Below are 18,335 nucleotides of genomic sequence, written 5' to 3' on the forward strand. Positions count from 1 at the left end.
GGGTTCGTCAGCCGTAGTGGTAGCGGCAGGCTGCTATTCGGATCTCATCGTCCACGACCTTGTACACCAGGCGGTGTTCGTCGTTGATCCGGCGTGACCAGTAGCCTCGGAATCCGTGCTTCAACGGCTCCGGCTTACCGATTCCCTCGTTGCCGTTGCGGTCGATATCGGCAATCAACTGATTGATCCGCTTCAGTAGCTTTCGATCCTGCGACTGCCGCCAGAGGTAGTCCTGCCGGGAATTCTCATCCCAGACCAGCTTCATTCGATCATGTCTCGAACGGTGCCCTCGCCCTCTTCCAGGCGCTCGATCGCCGAGAGTAGGCGGCGGGCATCGGCAGGGCTTCGCAGCAGGTATGCGGTTTCCCGCAGGGACTCATAGTCGTCGAGAGAGACCATGACCACGGGGTCGTGGCCGACCCGGGTGATCACGACCTCCTCGCGATCGTCGACAACGCTGTTCAGAACCTCGGCGTAGTGCTTACGTGATTCCGAATACGACATGGTGCGCATACCGACCTCCAGCTCTCACCCACGTAAAAAAAGTTGTACGTGGGTGAACCGGGGTGCTGCAAGGTGACCTGTTGGTCTCCGGGTCTCTGGGTCAGTTGAGGCGGCGGCCGTCGTCGGCGCCGAAGAAGTAGATGTTCTCGGGTCCGGGTGTGAGGTGGACCCGGCTGCCCTTGGCCGGTGGGTTACGCCAATCCGTGCGGGCCACGATCGTTTCCACACCCTCGGTGTGGTCGGCGGGCCGGCCGTAGATGAAGGCGTCCGAGCCGAGTTCCTCGACCACGTCGACCTCGATCTCGATACCGGATGAGCCGGCGTCCAGGTGCTCCGGGCGGATTCCCACGGTCACCGACGAACCTGCCTCGTCGGCGACCGAACGCGGCAGCGTCAGGGTGTAGCCGCCGACCCGGACCGCCCCGTCGGATACCGGGAGGGTGAACAGGTTCATCGCGGGCGAACCCATGAAACCGGCGACGAAAACGTTCGCGGGGTCGCGGTAGAGGTCGCGCGGGGAGGCGCACTGCTGGAGCAGACCGTCGCGCATCACCGCGACCCGGTCGCCCATGGTCATGGCTTCGACCTGGTCGTGGGTGACGTACACGGTGGTGGTCGCCAGCCGCCGCTGGAGCTGCGCTATCTGGGTGCGGGTCTGCACCCGCAGTTTCGCGTCCAGGTTGGACAGCGGTTCGTCCATCAGGAACACCTGCGGGTCGCGCACGATCGCCCGGCCCATCGCCACGCGTTGGCGCTGACCACCGGACAGCGCCTTGGGCAGCCGGTCCAGCAGCGGTTCCAGGTCGAGCAGGCGGGCCGCCTCACTGACGCGGCGCTGCTTCTCGTCCTTGTTCACCTTGGCGAGTTTGAGGGCGAAGCCCATATTCTCGGCGACCGTCATATGCGGGTACAGCGCATAGTTCTGGAAGACCATCGCGATATCGCGATCCTTCGGGTCGGCGTCGGTGACATCCCTGTCACCGATCAGGATGCGCCCGCCCGTGACGTCCTCGAGCCCGGCCAGCATCCGCAGCGAGGTGGATTTCCCGCAGCCCGAGGGGCCGACCAGCACCAGGAACTCGCCGTCGGCGATCTCGAGTTGCAGTTGATCGACGGCGGGCGTCTTCGCACCCGGGTACTGCCGGCTGGCGCGATCAAAGGTCACCGTGGCCACGGCTGTTCACTTCCCTTCACCGATTGGAACACGCGAAGTGGAGCGAATCCGCAACTTGTGCGTGGTCATGGCGTCAGAGGCTACCGCTGGTGTTCTCGAGCTCCGCATGGTCTGTGGTTTTCGGTGCAAATCGTGCCAGTGAACCGGGCCACTGTCCACCCGTCGGCGACCGCTGCCCGGGCCGTGTCTCATCGCTTCCTCCCGCGGCTGTCGAGACATGTCGGCTTCGGCCGGGTCGCGGTGGCGTACCGCGGCCTGAACAGCTCTTCTGCCCGGTCGCTTGGAGTATGGCCGCTGGTGGAGATCCGATCCGGTACGCCCATAGAGGCAGCCGAGTATGGATGTCAGCCCCGGCAGAACCGAAGAGTAGGGCGCGGCTGTGTGGCCGAAAATCCGTGTCGGCCGCCGCGCAAGTGTTGTAGCTGGTCAGCGATGGTGGGGTACGGTGCGGGGACCAGCGGACGCGGTGGCAGAACGTCGTCTGTTCCGGGTTCGCGACTTCTGCCCTTCACTGTGGTGAGGACCGTATGAGTAACGGCATCGGTAAGGCGGTTTTTCAGGCGGTCGAAGCGCTGAACCGGAATTTCAAGAGGGCGACCGAATCGATAGCGAATACCTTCTACCGGGATGGGGCCGTCCGTCCGACCGTGGCCGGGACGAATCATAAGGTCGGCGCGGACTCGGACGGTGCGGTCGAGGTCGAGAGAGGGGCGGGTCGGCATGCATCGGTCGATGACGCATCGGCGCGAGAGGCCCGTACTCGGGCAGGGCTGCCGCCGGAGTACCAAGCCACTGATATCCGTGCATTGCGGCCCAGGGATATCCGCCAAATGGATGACATACACGAGAACCGCCACGGTCTGGGCCAGCGGCCCATGGGCACCGAACGGGCTGACTTTACCGGGATACCGCTTCGCGGGAAGCCTGCCACGGACCTGAACATCCTGCTGGACCAGGCACGCGCCGCCGACGGTGGTGTCCGGCTCGTGATCGGTGGAGGTCACAAGTTCCGGCCCGCCGAACCCGGAGAGGTATTCGCGAATATGAATCCGGATGCCAGACCGGACGTGCTCGCGGATTTTCGCGACCTTTCGGCCTTTCCCGACGCTGTATTCGACGAGGTCAACTTGGAACGGGTGCCATTGAGAAACGCGCTGCAAGAGGGCGGTGCGGCGGAGATACACCGGGTACTGAAAAGTGACGGCCGACTGGTCATCGGTACAGGAACGGAGAACATAGTGCCCGCAACCGAACGCGCGGCGAATGTTCGCGCGCTGCGAGATGCCGGGTTCCGCGATATCGACTTCCTGGTGGCCAGGGACGATATGACGGAACCCCAACTGCACGTGAGTGACTGGTACGGGATTGTTGCCAGAAAGCCGGATGCGGCGGGGGCATCTCCCTGAACCCCCTCGTGACGCACGCGCCGCGTAACCCTCATCGGTTACGCGGCGCGTGCGGTGAGCGTGCCCCGGCTGCTATTTCGCCGGGACGAGTTCACCTTCCGGCCCGACCCGCGGGCGTTCCGGTTCCTTGGTGAAGAACAGCATGGCGGCGGCGCCGATCAGGCACAGGACCGTCATAACGATGAATCCGCCGTTGTAGGTGCCGGTCTCGGCGACGATGAAGCCCATCACCGAGGGGGCGATGATGCCGGACAGTGCGAAGCAGGCGTCCGCGAAACCGGCTGCCGTACCGGGCTGGGTCGGGGCGGCGTCGATCGAGGCGACCCACCAGATACCGCCGGTGACGAAGCCGAAGCCGACACCGGCCGAGATGCAGATCAGGGCGACGGTGAGGTTCCCGCGGAAGAACAGGATCGGGATGATCGAGGCGCCCGCCAGCAGTAGTGCCACTCCGATGATGACGAACCGCGACCGGATGCTCTGGGTACGCTTGTACACCCGGTCGACCAGGATGCCGCCCAGGAGCGCGCCGACCACGCCGGCCGCCCACGGCGCCACCGAGAATCCGCCGACTTCTTTGATGGAGAGGCCGAATTCGTGTTCCAGGTACTGGGGGAGCCAGTACATGAACGCCCAGAACATGAAGCCCCACGCGAAGTAGCCGAGGCCGACGAGCCACAGGTTGCGGTTGCGCAGGATCTCGCCCCAGTCGGTGCTCGATTCGTGGCCGCTGTCTTCGCCTTCGGTCTGCCCGGCGCGGATGTAGTCCAGTTCGTCCTTCGAGACGAACGACGCTTCATTCGGCGAGTTCTTCAGGAACGGGTAGGCGAGGATCACCCAGGCGATTCCGGCGATCGCGAGCACCCAGAACATGCCTTTCCAGCCGGTCAGTGCGATCAGCTGGGTGAGGATCGGACCGCCGACGAGGAGACTGCCCGATACCGCGACCCCGCCGATGAGCGCCAGCGCCTTACCGCGTTCCTGGGCCGGTAGCCAGCGGCTGGCGAGCCGGGTGGCCGCCGGGAAACAGGGCGCTTCACCGGCTCCGAGGACGATACGCAGCAGGATGAGGCCGATGAATCCGCCGGCGAACGGGGTCAGTGCCGTGGCGGCCGCCCAGATGAGCATGCCCACCATGAGCACCTGCCGGGAGCCGAACCGGTCGACCAGCGGCCCCGAGAGCAGGGCGAACAGCATATAGCCGATCGAGAACGCCGAACTGATGATGCCGTATTGCCCGGGGGTGATCCCGAATTCGGATTTCAGATCGGTGGCCGCGAACGAGATGGCACTGCGATCGACATAATTCACCACCACCAGGCCCAGAATGATGGCGATTGTCCACCAACGCGATTTCATAGCGTCTCCTTGATGAAGCAGTCGCGGGGTCAGATGACCCCGCGGGCCCGCAGGTCGTCGATAACCTCGGGACTGCGCCCGAGGTGGGTGAGGACCTTGTCGGTATCGGCACCGGCGGGTCTACCGGTGTGACGGATCGCACCGGGGGATCGGGTCATGCGCCACATGACGTTCTGCATGCGCATGGGGCCGAGTTGGTCGTCGTCGACAGTGGTGACCATGTCGGTGGCGACGACCTGGGGATCTTTCAGCAGATCGCTCGGCCGGTAGACCGGCGCCACCGCGGCGCCGGCTTCTTCGAAAACGCTGGTGACTTCGTCGCGGGTCCGTGCCGCGATCCAGCCGCCTACGTACTCGTCGAGCAGGTCGGCGTGTTCGGCGCGGGTGCGCCCGGTGGCGAACCAGTCCTCGTCGATCACTTCTGGATGCCCGACGATCCGCATCACCTTTTCCGCGATTGCCTGGGCGCTGGTCGAGATCGCCAGCCAGTGATCGTCGGCGGTGCGGTACAGGTTGCGCGGGGCGTTGTTCTGCGACCTGTTACCGGTGCGCTGCTGATCGATACCGAGCTGGTCGGCGTAGATCACGCCGGGGCCGACCGCGGTCATGATCGGGCTGAGCAGATCAAGATCGATAACCTGACCGGTACCGCCGTTGCGTTCCCGCTCGAACAGCGCCATCGAGACCGCCGACGAACCGGCGACTCCGGCGATGGAATCGGCGAGTCCGAAGGCGGGCAGGGTGGGCGGCCCGTCGGGCTGGCCGGTGAGATGAGCGAAACCGCTCATCGATTCGACCAGTGTGCCGAACGCGGGCCGTTTCGCGTACGGGCCGTGCTGCCCGAACCCGGTGACCCGCAACATGATCAGGCCCGGATTGCGTTCGGAGAGTTCCGCGTAGGAAAGACCCCAGCGTTCGAAGGTGCCGGGCCGGAAGTTCTCGACCACGATATCGGCCTCGGCGGCCAGATCCCGGAAGATCTGCTGCCCGTCCTCGGCGTTCAGGTCCAGTGTGACGGTCTGCTTGTTACGGCTGACCATCTTCCACCACAGCGGGATTCCGTCCTTGTCGAGACCGTGGCCGCGCATTCCATCCGGTTTCCGCGGGTGCTCGATCTTGATGACCTCGGCACCGAAATCGCCCAGGATCTGCGCTGCCAGCGGCCCGGCCAGGATGGTGGAGGCATCCAGGACCTTGATTCCGCGCAGCGGGCCTGTCGGCTGGTTCTCGTTCGTCTCGTCCGTCAAGTCCGCGCCTCTCAGTACGGCCGGGAGATGTAGCGGCCCGCGGGCTCACCGGTGACCACACCGTCGGCCAGTACGCGGTTACCGCGGACGAAGGTGTCGGTGACGGCGGCGGTGAGTTCGAAGCCCTCGAACGGCGTGTATTCCTGGGTGGATTCGGACTCCGCGGCGCGTACGGTCCAGGTGCGGTCCGGGTCGACGATCGCGATATCGGCGTCGACGCCCTCGGCGAGCCGGCCCTTACCGGGCAGGCCGTAGCGGTCGGCCGGGTTCGAGGCGATGAGCTGGGCGATCCGGCGCAGCGACAGCCCGCGCTTGCGACCCTCGGTGATCAGGCCGGGCAGCAGGTATTCGGTACCGCCGAAACCGGATTTGGCGGCGAAAACATCGTCGCGGTCCTCGCCGAATTTCACCTCGTCCTTGCAGCAGGCGTGGTCGGAGACGACCCAGTCGATATTTCCGGCGAGCAGATGCTCCCACAGTGCCTCGACGTCTTCGCGCGGGCGGATGGGCGGATTCACCTTGGCGCCCAGGCCGTTCGCGTTGTCGATATCGGTGAGCAGGTGTCCGATGGTGACCTCGCGGCGGAAGTTCACATGCGGGAACGCCTCGGCCATCTTCATGGCGGCCTTCAGCGCTTTCGCCGAGCTCAGGTGCAGCAGGTTGATATTCGGCAGGCCGGTCTCGTCGGCGAGGAAGGACGCGATGGTCACGGCCAGGCCCTCGGAATGCTGCGGGCGGGAGGCGCTGTAGGCGGCGAGTCCGCTGAGCTTGCCTTCCTGCTCGACGATCTTGGTGTAGGCGCTCATGATCTCGGCGGTCTCACAGTGCAGCGAGAGCGAGATATGGGGGGCCAGTTCGGGGAACTGTTCGCGGGCCTTCTGGACCCCGCGCATCACGAACTCGAAATGCGCGATGTCGTAGCGCTCGTCCTCGGGGATCATCAGGAAATCGCTCTGCGAGGTGGAGCGTCCGTGCAGGCCGTGGCTGCCGTAGAACATGAAGATCTTGAACGAGGTCACGCCCTGATCCGAGGCCAGATCGGGGATCTCGCCGATATGTTCCTTCGACATCGGCGCCAGGTGGAAGGCGTAGTCGATATAGCTGCGGCCGGCCGACGCGTCCAGCACCTCGGGGAAGAAGTCGGCGTAGGCGCCGCCCTTGTTCAGGTAGTACTGGCCGGTGCGCATATAGGTCAGCGCGGTGGTGACGCCGCCCTGCGCGCTGGCGCGGGATTCGGTCTGGGTGTCCTCGGCCAGCGGGTTGTAGATACCCCAGTGCTGGTGTGCGTCGACAACGCCAGGGAAGACCAGTTTGCCTGTGGCGTCGACGATTTCGGCGCCCTCGGCACTCAGATCGGGGCCGATGGCCGCGATCTTGCCGTCGACGACGAGGATATCCGCGGTCTCGCCCTCCGCGGGAGCCGCGTCATCGGTGCGTACGACGGTGCCGTTCTTGATCAGGTACGTGGTCATTTCTTCTCCTGGCGAATATCTGGACAGATTTTTTGTTTTCAGGCGGCGGCGGTCACGTGTTCGGCGGCCAAGAAGGCCAGTCCGAGCGCGGTGATCAGGCCGTTGCCCGCGAGATAACCCCCGGCACCGTGGCCGGAGATACCGATGGCCGCGCCACCCGAGGCGTACAGGCCGGCGATCGGTGTGCCACCGGCGAGTACTCGTGCGTGTTCGTCGACGACGAGGCCGCCCTGGGTGTGGAACAGCGCGGGGGTGATCGCGATCGCGATGTAGGGCGCGGTCAGCGGGTGACGGGTATCGGTACGACCCTGCCGGTCCGGTTCTTCCCCGGCGGCGGCGCGATGCGCGGCGGCGAGTTCGTCGTCGAGGGCCGCGACGGGCACCCCGATACTCTCGGCCAGCCCCGTCACGGTGGACGCGCGGACCAGTGAGCCGCTCTCGGCGACGGTGCGGAAATCGTCGAATACCGAGCACAGTTCTTCGATGTGCTCGTCGATGATGATCCAGCCGGTACCGCCCGGCCGGGCGGCGAGAATGGCGGCGAATTCCGAGTAGCCGGTGGTTTCGGGGGCGAAGCGGCGGCCCGTGCAGTCCACGATGACGCCGCCGTGCACGACGGTGGCCCACCCGATGAGCGTCTGGCTGCGCGAGGAGAGCGCGGCGTGGCCCTGGTAGGCGTCGAGGAAACCGCTGTCGGCGCCCAGTTCGTGGCCGATACGCAGCGCGTCACCCCGGCTGAACTGGCCACCGTGGTAATGGGCGTCGGCGATTTCGGGAAGGTGGCGGCGGACGAGGTCGCGGTCGGCGCCGAACCCGTTGGTCGCCAGCAGGACGGCCGGGGTGGTCAGGTGCTCGCTGTTGCCGTCTGGAGTGGCGATCTCGACGCCGGTGACCCGGCCGTCGGTGGTGTGCACATCGCGCAGGCTCATCGGCGCGATCAGCTCGATCCGGGGATGCGCGTGGGCGCGCTGCACCAGGTGCCGCAGCAGGCGGGAGCCGTGGCGGCCCGGGATGCTGTGGCAGCGGTCGGCGGTATGGCCGGGGTAGCGGAAATCGGTGACCAGTTCGAGCTCGAGCTCCTGGGTATCGGCCAGCCAGGTGACCAGCGAAGAGCTCGCTTCGGCCAGGGCGCGGGCCACACGCTGATCGGCGGTACCGGAGGTCTTGTGGGAGATGTCGTCGAGGAACTGATCGGGGCTGTCCTGGACGCCTGCCGCTTGCTGCCAGCGGGTGCCGGCGGCGGGGATCATCGCCGTGCACATGGAGGTGTTGTTACCCCGCTGGAAGTGCTCGTCGGCGTCGATCACCAGAACGTTCGCGCCCAGCTCGGCGGCGCGCAGCGCAGCGACGAGCCCGCCGCCCGCACCGGCGACGACGAGATCGAAATCCGGACCGTCCACGCTTCCTCCTACCGCGTTCCGGCTAGCGGAACGCCAAACTGTGGTCCCCTGCACTATGCACGTTCGACAATCTCGACACAAGTGCATGTTGGAACGATTAACTCCACAGAAACAGGCCACCGTGGGGTCGGACGCTTCTGGACAATCGTTTCGCTAAGCGGTACAACTTGTTCAGCCCCTGGTCGGGTCGCGTCGGTTCTGGCGCGCCCGGCGGAACGAATAATCGACCCGCAGAACGGAGCCACGATGGAGCCCACCAGTGGCGGCACCACCTCCGCCGCCCGGGCAGCCGAGGTACTGCTCGAGTTCGGTCGCCGGTCGAGCGCCCTCGGTGTCTCGGAGATCGCCCGCTCCACCGGGATCTCCAAGGCGGTCGCCCATCGCATCCTGACGACCTTCGTGGAATGCGGGCTCCTGCTCTACGAGCCCGAGACCCGCCGCTACCTGCTCGGCCCGGCCGCCGCGACCCTGGGCGCGCGGGCCCTGGACGTATCCCCGCTACGCCGGGTGGCCCGCGAGGCGCTGGTGGATCTCCAGCGGGCCACCGGTGAGACCGCGACGGTGACCGGCCGCCTGCCCGGCGGTCGCGTCTACCTCGACCAGGTCGAGAGTACGCAGGAAATCAAAATGACCGTCGAGCTGGGCCGCCGCTTCGAACTGCACAGCGGCTCGTCGGGCCGCGTCATCCTGGCGCATCTCTCCGAAGCGGAACAGGAAGATCTGCTGTCCCGCCCGCTGCCCCGGCTCACCGCGGCCACGATCGTCGACCCGGCCGCGCTGCGGGAGGTACTGCGGACGGCACGCGAGCGCGGTGTGTGCCGGTCCACGGGTGAACGGCAGGAAGGCGCGGGGTCGATGGCGGCGCCGGTTTTCGGTGCCGACGGTGCGGTGGTCGGATCGGTTTCGGTCTGCGGACCCAGCTATCGGATGACCGAAGAGGCATGTGACCGGCACGAGAGCGCCCTGGTCGAAGCGGCGCAACGGGTTTCCCGCGCGCTCGGCCACCGCGCCCCGGTGGTGGAATCGGTATGACACCGCGCAGCTGGCTGTATGTACCGGGACACCGCGAGGACCGTATCGGCAAGGCGATCGGCACCACCGCCGACGCCGTGGTGATCGACCTGGAGGACGCGGTTCCGGTGGGCGCGAAGGCGCGCGCCCTGGAAAACGCGCTCGACGCATTACGTACCGCGCCACCCGATCGCGCGATCTGGTTGCGGCTCAACGCTATCGGCTCCGACTGGCTCGAACAGGAGATCGCCGCGCTCGGCTCCGCTGTGTGCGCACCTGCCGGTGTCCGGTTGCCGAAGGCCGACAGCCCCGAAGAGGTGGCGGCGACCGCGGACCGGCTCGGCTGCCCCGTGCACGCCATTGTCGAATCCGCCGCGGGCCTGCTGGCGGCCCCGCAGATCGCACGATGCCATCCGCGGGTCACCGGGATCGCGCTCGGCGAAGCGGACCTCGCGGCCGATATGCGCACCGAACCCGAGGGACTCACCTGGGCGCGCGGCTGGATCGTCACCGCGGCGCGCGCTGCCGGACTGTCCTCGCCGGTCCAGAGCGTGTGGACGGCTGTGGATGATTCGGCCGGGCTGGCCGAGACCTCCCGCGCCGGCCGCGCCCAGGGCTTCTTCGGACGTTCCGTTATCCATCCGAATCAGATCGACATCGTCAACGCCGCCTATACGCCGTCCGCGGCGGAACAGGACCGGGCGCAGCGGATCGTCGACAACGCGACAGCGTCCCTGGCAGCCGGGGAATCCGCGGTTCTCGACGAGAACGGCAGATTCATCGACCCGGCCGTCGTCGCGAACGCTCGCGTCGTCCTCGACCGAGCCCGGGCCACAGCAGCACGAGGAGTGAAAGCATGACCGAACAAACCGTCACCGCGGGCCCCGACGCACTGTTGAACGCCGTGGTGGACACCGACGTCGACGTGGTCGAGCTCGGGCACCCGTATACGACGGGCATGCCGTGTTCGCCCAACCATCCCGGCTTCCGGATGACCCTCATCCGGCGGCACGGCGATATGGTCCGCCCCGACGGCGGTTCGGCCTCCAACGAGATCATCGTGACCGGCGGCCATGTGGGCACCCATGTGGACGCCCTCTCGCACGTCAGCCACTGCGGAAAACTGCACGGCGATATCGACGCCGAGGAAGCGCAGCGCGGTGGTCGCCACTCCCGGCACGGCGCGGAGAACATCCCGTTCATGCTGCGCCGCGGTGTGCTGCTGGATATCCCGCGGGTGCGCGGAGTCGACGCCCTCGACGCGGGACAAGCCGTCACGGAACAGGATCTGCGCGATGCGGCCGACGCCGCCGGGGTGACCCCGCGCCGCGGCGACGTCGTACTGATCCGCACCGGCTGGGCCCGCCACTTCGACGACCCACAGCGTTATCTCGGCCAGCAGGACGGTGTTCCGGGCGCCGAAGTGGGCGCGGCGCAGTGGCTGGCCGATGCGGGAATCGTGGCGACGGGCGCGGATACCACCGCGTTCGAGCATATTCCGCCGGGTAAGGGGCACAGCGTATTGCCCGTGCACCGGATCCTGCTGGTGGAGAACGGTATCCACATCATCGAACATCTGAACCTGGAGGCCGCGAGTGAGCGCGGGCTCACCGAGTTCACCTTCGTCATGGCGCCGCTGCGGATCACCGGCGGCACCGGATCGCCGGTTCGCCCGGTCGCGGTGGTGTCCCGATGAGCACAACCACTCGCCACGACCTCGAGGGCACAGTCGTCGGCCGCCTCGCGGCACTGGCCGACCGGACCCGCACCGACGGGCTCTCCGCGGACCTGCGCAAAGACGTCGCCCGACGTGTCCTCGACGTTCTCGGTAACTCCCTCGCGGCGCAGGGCCAGCCCTCGGCGCGCGCGGTCACCGCGGTTGCCCGCGACTGGTCCGGCGCACCCCGCGCCACCGGTATCGGCACCGGGGAACAGTTCCCCGCCGCCACTGCCGCGCTGGTCAACGGCACCCTCGCCCATTCGATGGATTCCGACGACACTCACCTGCCCTCGGTCCTGCACCCGTCCGCCTCGGTGGTCCCCGCCGCGCTCGCGGTCGGCGAGGCCACCGGTGCCGCCGGCGCGGCCGTACTCGATGCGGCGGGCGTGGGCATCGAGATCGCGGTCCGCCTCGGCATGGGCGGTTACGACGAGGAACTCGGTAATTCGGAGTTCTTCGAACGCGGCCAGCACGCCACCTCCATCTGCGGCGCCGTCGGCTCGGCCGCCGCCGCGGCCATGCTGTACGGCCTGGACGCCGAAGGTATCGCCGACGCCATGGGTATCGCCGCCAGCTTCGGCGCCGGCTTGCTCGAGGCCAACCGGACCGGCGGCACAGTCAAACGCGCGCACTGCGGCTGGGCGGCGCATTCCGGTGTCACGGCAGCGGAATTCGCGCGGCACGGCCTCACCGGACCACCCACGGTGATCGAGGGCCGCTTCGGTTTCCTGCACGCCTTCTGCGGCGACCGCGCCGATACCGCGAAAGTGCTGGACGGGCTGGGCGATCACTGGGAACTCCCCGGTATCTTCTTCAAGCCCTACCCCTGCAACCACTTCACCCACGCCGGAATCGACGCGGCCCGCATCCTGCGCCGCGACGGTCTCGACCCCGCCGATATCGTGGAAATCGAGCTCGGCGTGCCGAAGCCGGTACTGCGCACCATCGCCGAGCCCCCCGCGGCGAAGGCCGCCCCCGAATCGGGATACCACGCGGCGTTCTCGGGTCCGTACACAGTGGCACGCGCGCTGCTCGGTGGCTCGGGACTCGGTGTGGGACATGCCGATTTCACCGACGAGGCGGCCAAGGACCCGCGCACGCTCGAACTGGCGCGGCTGGTCACCAGCCGCAGCGACGACCGCTGCGACGAGATCTATCCGCATCAGTTCCCGGCAGTACTGCGGGTGCGCACCCGCGACGGTTCCCTGCACCAGGCACGCGTGGAACACAATCGCGGCGGTCCGGCGAACCCGCTCTCCGACGACGAGCTGACCATGAAGTTCGATCTCAACGTCGAGGGCCGGTTATCGCCCGAATCCGCCCGCGCCGTCGCCGGGTACGCGCTCGCGCTCCCCACCGCCGACTCGCTGGACACCCTGATGGCGGCCGTGCGCGGCTGACCTCGGTACACCGTTCGCGGACGGACCGTGTTCCCCCGGAGTTCCGGGGCGCGGTCCGTTCTCGTTCAGCGGTCGAGGAACTCCAGCAGGTCGGCGTTGAAGCGTTCCTTGTCCCCGGGGACGAGAGCGATACCGTGCGAACCGCCCTCGTAGACCTTCAGGGTCGCGTCGGGGATGATCTCCGCGGATTTGCGTCCGGTGGCATCGATGGGCACGATCTGATCGTCGTCACCGTGCACGATCAGTGTCGGCACATCGAACTTCCGCAGATCCTCCGTGAAATCGGTATAGGCGAACGCGTCGACGCATTTCACCCCCGCCTGGATGCTCTCGTGCATCGCCATGAACCAGAAAGCGTCCCGGTTTCCCTGAGTCACCTTGTTGCCCGGACGGTTCGCGCCGAAGAATCCCTCGGATGTGTCTTTCCAGAATTGCGAACGTTCTTCGATGATTCCGGATTTGATCTCTTCGAATACCTTCTCGGGTACACCTTCGGGATTGCTGTCGTTCTGGATCATCAGCGGCGGGATCGCCGAGAGCAGAACCGCCGAATGCACCCGCCCGGTCCCGTGCCGGCCGATATAGCGGGCGAGTTCACCACCGCCCATACTGTGCGCCACCAGGGTCGTGTCATGCAGATCGAGTGCGGTGAGCAGGTCGTTCAGGTCGTCGGCGAAGGTGTCGAAGTCGTAGCCGTTCCAGGGCTGGTCCGAGCGCCCGTGACCGCGCCGGTCGTGCGCGATCCCGCGGTACCCGTGGTCGGCGACATATTTCAACTGGTCATCCCAGGCGTCCGCGTTCAACGGCCAGCCGTGGATGAATACGACCGGGCGACCGTGCCCCCAATCCTTGTAATAGATGTCCACGTTGTCGCGAGTCGTACACACAGGCATGAGCGAAAGCCTCCTTCTGTGCGTAATCGCCGGCCCTGGCCCGGGCCGTGACAACGAGACGCGCCCGAAATGCTACCGGCGAGAATTCCCTGGAAAAGGACTGTATCCATCTGTTACGGAATCCATGCACGACCGTCGCCGAGGTCTCGGGGCAGTCCCGCGAACCGGCTCCCCGACGATGAGCTCATGTGGACGTTCGCTCGTGGCGTCGAGGGCCGGTCGGTGCCGGACACCGCTCATGTGGTCGCCGGGTACGCGCTCGCGCTGTCCACGGCCGAATCGCTCAGCACACTGATGGTGGTTGAACGCGACTGGTCCCGAGGGTCATGACGTCCCGAAGCTCGGGCTCAGATGCCGCCCTTCGGAAATTTCCCGCCGGGGCACCATCCTTCGTCGCCGGAATTCGCCGAACCGGTTGTGAGGCATTTCAGCAGAAACGCCCAGCCGCCTGTGGGGTCGAGGTCGGAGACAACAGCTCGTTGAGTCGAGGTTCCGGGGGCGGAAGTATTCGCGGCCGGAGCCTCCGCCAAGCTGGACGGCGCGACGAGAGTGAGACCGGCCACGATCCCGATTCCTGCAAAAGCCAGACGCAGTGGTGTACGCATTACCTACCTTCGAAATACGAAATGGTTCGCGGTTCGGGTTCAGATACCGGTCTCGGGTATTGCCCCGCCGGGGCAGAATTGTGGGGGTACGGCATTTGTCGAACCGGTTGTGATGCAGTCCAGCAGAAATTGCCAGCTTTGCGCGTCGATAGGACGCGCACTCGGAGTTTCGGACTGGTTTCCAGCCGGGGCCTCAGCCCAGCTGGATGGCGCGGCGAGACCGAGAGCGGTCACGATCCCGATTCCTGCAATTGCGATTCGCAGCGATTTACGCATTACCTACCTTCGAAAGACTTGCGGGCCGGCCGGTAATTCCGACGATCACCGGCCGTCTGCTACGGTACCGATATTCTCATCATCGGGAAATTCGGTACCGCTCAACGGTACTCGGGGTTTGTACGGTCTGTACCGGGTGCTACTTCAGCGGGATCACAATTGGGCGATATGCCCGGTTTATCGAACTGGTGCGAGATATCGGGACAATCACGGATTTCGCCGGGGCATTTCTCGTGTAGGCGGCGTTATCGAGCCAGGTGGTGAGGTCGTCGGGGCCGGCGGTGCGAACGGTGATGTGGTGCCGCGGATTCGGTGTAACGGCCGCTGCCGGCAATGGCGTACCACTGGATGATGCGGGTGGCGTCCGGCCGGGCGATGCCGCGACGATCACGACTCGGTGGCCGATGGAACCGGAGCCGGGGTGCGCACGTCCAACTTGTCGCAATGCAATCGGAACGGGCTCGAGCGCCCGTGGCAATCGGATCCGCTGGGTCTGATGGGGGTAGGACATGACGATGGTTGATTCGGCAGTGCCTGCGCGGCAGGGGGTTTGGGCGGCGCGCCAGGAATTCGCGTGCCAGTTCGGTGCGCTCTACCGGGCGGGTGGCTGTCCGCCGTTGCGGGTTCTCGCCGCGGCATCCCGGCAGCGGATTCATATGGTGCGTGGGGCGGTCGTTCCCGCGCCCGTCTCCGCGCAGCGGATCAGCGATTGGAAATCCGGTCGCAACGTGCCTTTTCGATTCGAATCGCTGGTGCCGGTTCTGGTGGTTCTCATAGAAGGGGCCCGCCGTCGCGGCAATATCCACGGAGTGCAGCTGAGCCTGCGTGCGTGGCGGCGACTCTGGGCGCAGGCCCGGGCCGGTCGCTCCGAACCGGCCGAGGGCGATACGGAAGCGCGGGAGCGGCAGCCGGCAGGTAGTGAAGCCCCGTGGTTCGCCGGTCGCCGGGACGCGATCGGTACGTTGCTCGGGTTGGTGGAGGATGCCGGGCAGGCGTCCGGCGAATCGCGGGTGGTACTGCTGACCGGTGCGTCCGGGGTGGGGAAATCCGTGCTCTTGACCGACGGTCTGCTGCCTGCACTCGGATCCGAACAGTCGCGGCGATGGGTGGTGCGGACGGTTGTCCCCGATCCGGGCACACCGCTGGTGGCGGTTGACCTGATCGCCGCGATCGGCGATGAGAAGAGCTGTAGCCGAGCGATAGTCGAGTCCGGGACAAGCGAACCGGCTGTCCGGCACCTCGTCGTACTCGACCAGTTCGACCGAGTTCTGAACGATCCCGGATTCGCCGGCATCGCCCGCGAGTTCTTCATAATGCTGCGGCGGCTGGCTCAGCACGCGGCGGTCCTGATCTCCCTGCGCTCCGCTTCGAATGTTCTCGCCCATTTCGCGGCCGGCGGTATCGAGCACCGCGAATTCGAGTTGAAGCCCATGACTTCCGGCGAGCTGCGCGGCGCCATGCGCGAAGTGTTGACCAGCGGTGGCGACCGGGTCGACAACGCGCTGGAGGAGGTGCTCATGGTCCGGGTCGGGGGGATCCGGGGCGATGGTGACCGATACGGCCGGGAACCCGCCGAGCTCCTGGTCCTGATGAAGACGCTGCGCGCCATGCTGCGAGGCCGCACCGGCACCGGGTTCCGGATCGGAAGCTACCGGCGGGTCGGTGGAGTCGACGGTGTCGTCCACGGGATGGCCGACTCGCTATGGGCAGAGTTGTCCACCGCGGAAAAGACCGAGGCGAAGCGGGTGTTGCTCGAGCTGATAGCGGTCAGCGACGATTCCGGTGATTCGCGACGCCGTCTCTCCTACACCGATTTCCGTCACGCTCTGGGTGCGAACAGTATTGCCGAGCGCGTCTTCGAACAGCTGGTCGCCGCGCGGATCGTGACCGTCGACGGATTCCAGGTCTATCTCAGTCACGAACTACTGCTCACCTGGCCGCCGCTGGCCGGATGGATAGGGGAGCAGCGCTCCCTGCTCCAGCGGATATGAACGAGCGAAGCGAGATCGCCGGCGGACTGCCGACGACCTCCTTCGAACAAATAGTTCGACTTCGACCCAGCTCTACTCCAACCAGCTTTTCCGCTGGTAGTACCGATCCATCTCCTCTTCCTCTTCAGGCGTGGGCTGACGACTGGGCGCCGTTGTCGCGGCACGTTCCGATGCAGGCGGAACCGGTGCCGCGGGTTGTTCGGGCCACGGCCGCGCGAGTGCATCCGTGACCCGCTGCTGGTGTGCCCGCAACCTGGGATCGTTCTCGACCCGCACGATCTCAGCGAGGACGGCCTGGCGTGATTCGGCCAGCGCGACGGCGTGCAGGCGCACGATCGCCTCAGCGAGGCTGTCGGGATCGAGGCGTCGGCCGGTATCGGTGAGCCGGATCGCCCGCAGGCTTCCGTCTGGTCCGACCTCGACGGATGCCACCTCACTCGTCGTAGTGAACCCGTTGAGCGCGGTGTGCAGCTGCTCGATATGACCGGTGAGCGGATCTATATCCGACATATCTCGATATTCCTGTGACGCGGACACTTGTCAGGGTCGCAAGGTATTCATGCCGTTCTACTACAGCACGACCAAGATCCCGAATGCGGTGTGGCCCAGGTTCCTCGAGCGGGTACGAGAGATCGCCGGGACGATCGGTGTCACCGCTCCGGAAACCATGCAGGACAACGGGGATCGTCATGACGTCTGGTTCAGCAACCCGGCTGTCGAGACCACGCTGAAGGTGAGTACCAACAAGAACACCGTGATCGCCGCACAGGTCGGTTGTCACCTTCCGCGTGCATTGCTGAGTTCCCCGATCGTTCCGACGTCCTGATGCCCCTGTGGACGGCGTCGCCGGCACCCGAGACATCGGTTGAATGGCTGAGTGAGGACCGCCCTCAGCAGGCCCGTTGCTGGTGGCCTATCCGAGACTGTTGATCAGTTGCTCTAGGCGTGGCTGGTCGAGCAGCGAGTAGATTTGGGCGATCCTGCCGTTGACGATCACGAAGGCCATGATCGAGACGGGCTGCTGGTTGGCGCGGATGATGACTGCTGCGCTGCCGTTTACCGTGATCGGCTGGAACGTGGCGTCTGGTACGGCGAACGTTGCCGCACGTCGGCTCACGTTCTCCGTGCCGCGGATGGTGGTGGTCGCGGCAGGCCTTGTGGCTCCGCCCTTGGCGTGGAATGTGATCTCGGGGTGCAGCAGGGTGAGGAGCGTGTCGAGGTCACCATGGCGGGATGCGGTGAAGAAGGCGTTGACGACGCTGCGTTGGTTGGCGCGGTTGGTTTCGATCTCGGCGGGGTCGACGGCGTGCACGCGTTGACGGGCACGGCTGGCCAGCTTGCGGGTGGCTTCGGTCGTCTTACCGAGGACGGCGGCGATGTCGCCGAACTGCATTCCGAAGGAGTCATGGAGCACGAACGCGAGTCGTTCGGGGGGAGTCAGGCTCTCCAGGACGATGTGGAGTGCCAGGTTGACTTGCTCGGCGAGAAGGGTCTGATCCTCCGGGCTCGGAGTCTGGTCGGGACGCAGGTGGAGTTCGGGACCGGTTGCGTCTGTCGTACTTTCGGGTCGTGCCGCTCGGGCTCTGAGCTTGTTGAGACATGTGCGTGAGACGACCGTGGTCATCCATCCGTCGAGGTTTGTCACGGCTGTGACATCCGTTGCGCCGGGGCGACTGAGGCGGACCCAGGCATCTTGGACGGCGTCCTGCGCGTCGGCGTAGTTGCCGAGGATCCGGTAGGCCAGCACGGTCAGCCGTTGGCGGTTGTCCTCGAAGTGTCGGCTGAGCTGTTCAGCAGGGTCCATCAGTCACGTCCTCAGGTTGCGCGGTGTCAGTGCTCATGACACCCCGACGACCGAGAACGTGACAGGAGCCCGA

19 protein-coding genes are annotated in these 18,335 nt (G+C 66.1%); 8 read left to right on the top strand and 11 right to left on the bottom strand.

Features of this window, described 5'->3' with window-relative positions:
• Window positions 1–7 precede the first annotated feature (7 nt).
• From ABZ827_RS17160 to ugpC, 3 genes are all read right to left on the bottom strand, one after another.
• A complete protein-coding gene (locus ABZ827_RS17160) occupies window positions 8–265 on the bottom strand; it encodes a Txe/YoeB family addiction module toxin (protein ID WP_357237751.1) in 258 nt (85 codons plus the stop codon).
• Entirely contained in the window at window positions 262–513 is a 252-nt protein-coding gene (locus ABZ827_RS17165; protein WP_357237752.1) for a type II toxin-antitoxin system prevent-host-death family antitoxin, read from the bottom strand. Before ABZ827_RS17165 ends, ABZ827_RS17160 begins: the two co-directional genes overlap by 4 nt.
• A 91-nt stretch (window positions 514–604) precedes the next feature.
• Window positions 605–1,678 carry a sn-glycerol-3-phosphate ABC transporter ATP-binding protein UgpC gene (gene ugpC, locus ABZ827_RS17170; RefSeq protein WP_357237753.1) on the bottom strand — a complete coding sequence of 358 codons (1,074 nt, stop codon included), beginning with the start codon at window positions 1,676–1,678 and terminating at the stop codon, window positions 605–607.
• 527 nt (window positions 1,679–2,205) lie between these two features.
• Here ugpC and ABZ827_RS17175 point away from each other — a divergent pair.
• A complete protein-coding gene (locus ABZ827_RS17175) occupies window positions 2,206–3,084 on the top strand; it encodes a hypothetical protein (RefSeq protein ID WP_357237754.1) in 879 nt (292 codons plus the stop codon).
• A 72-nt stretch (window positions 3,085–3,156) separates the two neighbouring features.
• Here ABZ827_RS17175 and ABZ827_RS17180 read toward each other — a convergent pair whose 3' ends face one another.
• The 4 genes from ABZ827_RS17180 to ABZ827_RS17195 are packed head-to-tail and all read right to left on the bottom strand — an operon-like array spanning window position 3,157 to window position 8,562.
• Window positions 3,157–4,443 carry an MFS transporter gene (locus ABZ827_RS17180; protein WP_357237755.1) on the bottom strand — a complete coding sequence of 429 codons (1,287 nt, stop codon included), beginning with the start codon at window positions 4,441–4,443 and terminating at the stop codon, window positions 3,157–3,159.
• Window positions 4,444–4,472: 29 nt separating this feature from the next.
• Window positions 4,473–5,690: a CoA transferase gene (locus ABZ827_RS17185; protein ID WP_357237756.1), complete on the bottom strand. Its 1,218-nt coding sequence runs from the start codon at window positions 5,688–5,690 to the stop codon at window positions 4,473–4,475.
• A gap of 11 nt (window positions 5,691–5,701) precedes the next feature.
• Entirely contained in the window at window positions 5,702–7,162 is a 1,461-nt protein-coding gene (locus tag ABZ827_RS17190; RefSeq protein ID WP_357237757.1) for a dihydroorotase family protein, read from the bottom strand.
• 38 nt (window positions 7,163–7,200) lie between these two features.
• Window positions 7,201–8,562, bottom strand: coding sequence for an FAD-binding protein (locus ABZ827_RS17195; RefSeq protein WP_357237758.1), 1,362 nt, complete (start codon window positions 8,560–8,562; stop codon window positions 7,201–7,203).
• Between the two features lie 246 nt (window positions 8,563–8,808).
• On the opposite strand from ABZ827_RS17195, the gene ABZ827_RS17200 reads away from it, so the two are divergent.
• The 4 genes from ABZ827_RS17200 to ABZ827_RS17215 are packed head-to-tail and all read left to right on the top strand — an operon-like array spanning window position 8,809 to window position 12,693.
• Window positions 8,809–9,594, top strand: a complete 786-nt coding sequence (locus ABZ827_RS17200) for an IclR family transcriptional regulator (protein WP_357237759.1) — start codon at window positions 8,809–8,811, stop codon at window positions 9,592–9,594.
• Window positions 9,591–10,433, top strand: a complete 843-nt coding sequence (locus tag ABZ827_RS17205; RefSeq protein ID WP_357237760.1) for a CoA ester lyase — start codon at window positions 9,591–9,593, stop codon at window positions 10,431–10,433. Before ABZ827_RS17200 ends, ABZ827_RS17205 begins: the two co-directional genes overlap by 4 nt.
• Window positions 10,430–11,269 (top strand): cyclase family protein, encoded by an 840-nt coding sequence (locus tag ABZ827_RS17210; protein WP_357237761.1) that lies wholly within the window; start codon window positions 10,430–10,432, stop codon window positions 11,267–11,269. The genes ABZ827_RS17205 and ABZ827_RS17210 overlap by 4 nt, the downstream gene beginning before the upstream one ends.
• Window positions 11,266–12,693, top strand: a complete 1,428-nt coding sequence (locus tag ABZ827_RS17215; protein WP_357237762.1) for an MmgE/PrpD family protein — start codon at window positions 11,266–11,268, stop codon at window positions 12,691–12,693. The genes ABZ827_RS17210 and ABZ827_RS17215 overlap by 4 nt, the downstream gene beginning before the upstream one ends.
• A gap of 65 nt (window positions 12,694–12,758) precedes the next feature.
• Here ABZ827_RS17215 and ABZ827_RS17220 read toward each other — a convergent pair whose 3' ends face one another.
• Window positions 12,759–13,586, bottom strand: coding sequence for an alpha/beta hydrolase (locus ABZ827_RS17220; RefSeq protein WP_357237763.1), 828 nt, complete (start codon window positions 13,584–13,586; stop codon window positions 12,759–12,761).
• Between the two features lie 186 nt (window positions 13,587–13,772).
• On the opposite strand from ABZ827_RS17220, the gene ABZ827_RS17225 reads away from it, so the two are divergent.
• Window positions 13,773–13,916, top strand: a complete 144-nt coding sequence (locus ABZ827_RS17225; RefSeq protein ID WP_357237764.1) for a hypothetical protein — start codon at window positions 13,773–13,775, stop codon at window positions 13,914–13,916.
• Window positions 13,917–13,933: 17 nt separating this feature from the next.
• On the opposite strand, the gene ABZ827_RS17230 is transcribed toward ABZ827_RS17225, so the two are convergent.
• Window positions 13,934–14,191 carry a hypothetical protein gene (locus tag ABZ827_RS17230; RefSeq protein ID WP_357237765.1) on the bottom strand — a complete coding sequence of 86 codons (258 nt, stop codon included), beginning with the start codon at window positions 14,189–14,191 and terminating at the stop codon, window positions 13,934–13,936.
• A gap of 791 nt (window positions 14,192–14,982) precedes the next feature.
• Here ABZ827_RS17230 and ABZ827_RS17235 point away from each other — a divergent pair.
• Window positions 14,983–16,458 carry a hypothetical protein gene (locus ABZ827_RS17235; RefSeq protein WP_357237766.1) on the top strand — a complete coding sequence of 492 codons (1,476 nt, stop codon included), beginning with the start codon at window positions 14,983–14,985 and terminating at the stop codon, window positions 16,456–16,458.
• Between the two features lie 72 nt (window positions 16,459–16,530).
• Here ABZ827_RS17235 and ABZ827_RS17240 read toward each other — a convergent pair whose 3' ends face one another.
• Complete coding sequence (locus ABZ827_RS17240) at window positions 16,531–16,968, bottom strand: hypothetical protein (protein ID WP_357237767.1); 438 nt, start codon at window positions 16,966–16,968, stop codon at window positions 16,531–16,533.
• A gap of 49 nt (window positions 16,969–17,017) precedes the next feature.
• Between ABZ827_RS17240 and ABZ827_RS17245 the strand changes: the two genes are divergently transcribed.
• Window positions 17,018–17,284 (top strand): LppA family lipoprotein, encoded by a 267-nt coding sequence (locus ABZ827_RS17245; RefSeq protein WP_357237768.1) that lies wholly within the window; start codon window positions 17,018–17,020, stop codon window positions 17,282–17,284.
• Window positions 17,285–17,371: 87 nt separating this feature from the next.
• On the opposite strand, the gene ABZ827_RS17250 is transcribed toward ABZ827_RS17245, so the two are convergent.
• Window positions 17,372–18,262 (bottom strand): sigma-70 family RNA polymerase sigma factor, encoded by an 891-nt coding sequence (locus ABZ827_RS17250; protein WP_357237769.1) that lies wholly within the window; start codon window positions 18,260–18,262, stop codon window positions 17,372–17,374.
• Between the last annotated feature and the right edge of the window lie 73 nt (window positions 18,263–18,335).

It is taken from the genome of Nocardia sp. NPDC019395 (genome assembly GCF_040632335.1).
In the GTDB taxonomy this organism is placed as follows: Bacteria; Actinomycetota; Actinomycetes; order Mycobacteriales; family Mycobacteriaceae; genus Nocardia.

What these genes read in the sequence shown, in the direction of transcription:
- ABZ827_RS17160 (WP_357237751.1), bottom strand. Translation starts at nt 265, where the DNA reads ATGAAGCTGGTCTGGGATGAGAATTCCCGGCAGGACTACCTCTGGCGG.
- ABZ827_RS17165 (WP_357237752.1), bottom strand. Translation starts at nt 513, where the DNA reads ATGCGCACCATGTCGTATTCGGAATCACGTAAGCACTACGCCGAGGTT.
- ABZ827_RS17175 (WP_357237754.1), top strand. Translation starts at nt 2,206, where the DNA reads ATGAGTAACGGCATCGGTAAGGCGGTTTTTCAGGCGGTCGAAGCGCTG.
- ABZ827_RS17180 (WP_357237755.1), bottom strand. Translation starts at nt 4,443, where the DNA reads ATGAAATCGCGTTGGTGGACAATCGCCATCATTCTGGGCCTGGTGGTG.
- ABZ827_RS17190 (WP_357237757.1), bottom strand. Translation starts at nt 7,162, where the DNA reads ATGACCACGTACCTGATCAAGAACGGCACCGTCGTACGCACCGATGAC.
- ABZ827_RS17200 (WP_357237759.1), top strand. Translation starts at nt 8,809, where the DNA reads ATGGAGCCCACCAGTGGCGGCACCACCTCCGCCGCCCGGGCAGCCGAG.
- ABZ827_RS17205 (WP_357237760.1), top strand. Translation starts at nt 9,591, where the DNA reads ATGACACCGCGCAGCTGGCTGTATGTACCGGGACACCGCGAGGACCGT.
- ABZ827_RS17210 (WP_357237761.1), top strand. Translation starts at nt 10,430, where the DNA reads ATGACCGAACAAACCGTCACCGCGGGCCCCGACGCACTGTTGAACGCC.
- ABZ827_RS17215 (WP_357237762.1), top strand. Translation starts at nt 11,266, where the DNA reads ATGAGCACAACCACTCGCCACGACCTCGAGGGCACAGTCGTCGGCCGC.
- ABZ827_RS17220 (WP_357237763.1), bottom strand. Translation starts at nt 13,586, where the DNA reads ATGCCTGTGTGTACGACTCGCGACAACGTGGACATCTATTACAAGGAT.
- ABZ827_RS17225 (WP_357237764.1), top strand. Translation starts at nt 13,773, where the DNA reads ATGTGGACGTTCGCTCGTGGCGTCGAGGGCCGGTCGGTGCCGGACACC.
- ABZ827_RS17230 (WP_357237765.1), bottom strand. Translation starts at nt 14,191, where the DNA reads ATGCGTACACCACTGCGTCTGGCTTTTGCAGGAATCGGGATCGTGGCC.
- ABZ827_RS17235 (WP_357237766.1), top strand. Translation starts at nt 14,983, where the DNA reads ATGGTTGATTCGGCAGTGCCTGCGCGGCAGGGGGTTTGGGCGGCGCGC.
- ABZ827_RS17240 (WP_357237767.1), bottom strand. Translation starts at nt 16,968, where the DNA reads ATGTCGGATATAGATCCGCTCACCGGTCATATCGAGCAGCTGCACACC.
- ABZ827_RS17245 (WP_357237768.1), top strand. Translation starts at nt 17,018, where the DNA reads ATGCCGTTCTACTACAGCACGACCAAGATCCCGAATGCGGTGTGGCCC.
- ABZ827_RS17250 (WP_357237769.1), bottom strand. Translation starts at nt 18,262, where the DNA reads ATGGACCCTGCTGAACAGCTCAGCCGACACTTCGAGGACAACCGCCAA.